2 protein-coding genes and 1 pseudogene are annotated in these 2,869 nt (G+C 36.7%); 1 reads left to right on the forward strand and 2 read right to left on the reverse strand.

Annotation, left to right across the window (positions count from 1 at the left end):
• Positions 1-228: 228 nt before the first annotated feature.
• Together ABZA26_RS11655 and ABZA26_RS11660 are read right to left on the reverse strand one after the other, a co-directional pair.
• Positions 229-564, reverse strand: a complete 336-nt coding sequence (locus ABZA26_RS11655; RefSeq protein WP_372714694.1) for a DUF3870 domain-containing protein — start codon at positions 562-564, stop codon at positions 229-231.
• 229 nt (positions 565-793) lie between these two features.
• Positions 794-1,468 (reverse strand): hypothetical protein, encoded by a 675-nt coding sequence (locus tag ABZA26_RS11660; RefSeq protein ID WP_372714695.1) that lies wholly within the window; start codon positions 1,466-1,468, stop codon positions 794-796.
• A gap of 191 nt (positions 1,469-1,659) precedes the next feature.
• Between ABZA26_RS11660 and ABZA26_RS11665 the strand changes: the two are divergent.
• Positions 1,660-2,869: pseudogene (locus ABZA26_RS11665) on the forward strand (hypothetical protein); the annotation flags it as partial.

Raw genomic sequence — 2,869 nt, forward strand, 5'->3', positions numbered from 1 at the left:
CCTGGGAAGCTCTTTTTTTATGAATTTTATTTTTAGGCAGTTAATAATCCTTTCTGAATTATAATTTTTATTTAAAATGTTGGATTTCTATATAAAATAGAAGTTATAAAAAACTGAAATAAAAAAAGTCAGACTGACTTTTTAACAGGTCGTTAAAAAGAGCAGTCCAACTTTTGAAAAGTCTGCCTTGAATCACCAGGGGAAAAATTTAACTTAGAAATTATCAGGTTAATTTTTTTCCTCTAATGTTTTTCTGTTTTCGAGAGCTTTTAAGTATCTGTCGTAACATATTTTCATAGCAACAATAAGAGCCTTTCTTGCAGAACCGTGGTATTCACTCTTAAAACGATACTCTAGCAGTGCAAGATCTGTGATTTTCTGTCCCACAAGAATGTCATTTATATGCCTTCTTGCAAGTGAAATTACTAAGTTGGTGTCGGCTTCTAATATTTTCCCGCTGTCAGCCTCGATCAATAAACTTAATCCTATTACTGAATAAACATCAGAACCTGCAATTCCACCTGGTATTTTTGAATACCCTGTAACCAAAACTTTATTTTCCATGAAGTCCACCTCAATGTTTTATAAAATATTTTTAAGAAGTATAACATCCGACTTATTACCACACCAAGTAAAAAAAACAACAAAAACATATATATAGAGTATATATTACCACGGAAAAGGATTAAAATCAAACATATGTTTTTATCAGTACGATAAGTTTATAAGCAGTTTTAAAAGGCTTTAATTCGAACGTAAAATTCATAAAAAAAATAAAAAAAAGACAGAATTTTTAAAATTCTGCCTCTATAAAAAATGTATAAAAGTTTGATCCGCCGTTTACACCGTTTATTGTGCCAAAAATTCCAGAACGATGGGAGACTCCCATACCGGCATAGTAATTCTCCAAGGCATCCCATCTGGTGATATCCCTCAAGTTGAAGGCCAGGGTGAAGTCTAAGTAGTTGAGAAGGTGTGCATCACTTTTTCTGTCTTTTCTGTTGGTGTTTTGTATCTCCAGATCAAGATTTTCCTGGACATAGGAAAGTCCCTCTCCCAGTCCAACTTTTGTTCTTACCCATCTGTTCCATGGAAAGTTTTTCCAGTAGGCCTTGATTCCTCCGTTTATCTGAAAAGTATCCTCTCCTGAAATGGTAATTGGTGAAGTATAGCTTCCATTTGAATTTTTAATATCCTGACTGTGATAGAAAAAACTGGAAAAAAGAGTCAGGTCAACAGAGTTATTAACCAGATCCTTGGCGATATATTTTTCCAGCTGTATACCGTCTAGACTGCTGTCCTGTTGATCATGATAATTTTCCTGGAGTGACAGGAGACTTCCGAAAGTGGAATATGAACCTTCACCGTGGACCAAACGGATAATGTACTGTGTGTCTTTTTTAACCTCTTCTTCTGAAAAACTATTTACAGAGATCAGAATAAAGATTAAAAGCAAAAATTTCTTCAAAGCAAATACCTCCTAGATAGATTTTAAATATATTTTTTAAAAATTAAAATTGATGACTTTGATATATTCTTGATAGATATTGAGAAATAAAATTTATGTTTATGAAAAAAAATCAAATTCTCAATATGTTCAATTTATTTAACATAAAATATGTGTTATAATTATAATGTTTAATTTGGACGGGGGAAGAGATGATGATGAGAAAAAAGATAGCCTTGGCAGCATTTATAATAGCATGTATATATACATTTGGCCAGGAAAATTTATACGGAGAATCTGCAGGTTCTGATAAAATTCTAGGTGCCACAGATGAAGTGGAAATAGACCTGGGAAGTGAGACCATAAAATCAGAAGAGGGTGTAAACCTTCAGTACGGAAACCTTAAAATGAAGGCATATGAACTTCAGAGAGACAAGGAAAAAAACACTGTCACAGCCAATGGTGACGTGATAATAGAATTTCAAGAGGGAGGCGCCCAGGGGAAGATCGAGACGAGAGATGCAGAGGTTTCTCTCGACGGAGATTATGCCAAGTTTTACGACAGTAAAGGTTATCTGAAAGTAGGGACTCTGACAGGGGCGGAAGCTCCAAGTGACAGGATATATTTCGGAGGCGAGACAGCTGAGTATAGAGGCGGAAACCTCATACTTAGCAATGCATGGTTTACAACTGACCCGAAGATTACCCAGACTGACGACATCAATGATGCTGGATATCACCTTGGGACGAAAGAGATAGTTATAGAACCGGATAAGCAGGTAGTTTTCAGAAGTACAGACCTCTATATAGGAGGGACAGATGTACTTCCTTTTACTGTGCCTTGGTATGCGGTGAATATAAGGTCCGGATCAGAGGTACCGCTTTTTCCTATGTGGGGATCAGATGACGATTACGGATGGTACACCAGCTGGGGATTCCTTTACGGAGACAGGGACAGCAAGTATAGGGGTGGATTTGCTCCGAAGTTTGCAGACACAATGGGAGTCCTAATCGGCAGATGGGAAAATGAATACAAGACAGATAACTACGGTACGTCAAAGCTTGATGTAACCGATGCTCTTCTCTACAAAAAAGACAGCAGTGAAGAGGACAGATGGGATATAGAATACTCCCATGCTTACAACAGCGGTAAGGGATATCTGAATTTCAATTACAGAAATGTAACTGAAAATATGGTGAGTGAACTGGAAAGCATAAGAGACGACAATGAAGATGACGGATACTATGATTCATCTAGTTCAAACTATACAGGGGAAAGACCCGACGGCGGAGATTATATGAGCTTTGTTTCCTTAGACACAAAGCTTGAAAAACTCGGAGAAAATGAGGATATAACTATATACGGAAAAGTAAAGCTGGTGGAGGATAAGGATTCCTACAAAGAGATAGTTGACGACAGGC

Source organism: Ilyobacter sp. (genome assembly GCF_041583315.1).
In the GTDB taxonomy this organism is placed as follows: domain Bacteria; phylum Fusobacteriota; class Fusobacteriia; order Fusobacteriales; family Fusobacteriaceae; genus Ilyobacter.

Bases quoted from the DNA above. Each gene is read 5' to 3' on its own strand.
- ABZA26_RS11655 (WP_372714694.1), bottom strand. From the start codon at position 564: ATGGAAAATAAAGTTTTGGTTACAGGGTATTCAAAAATACCAGGTGGA.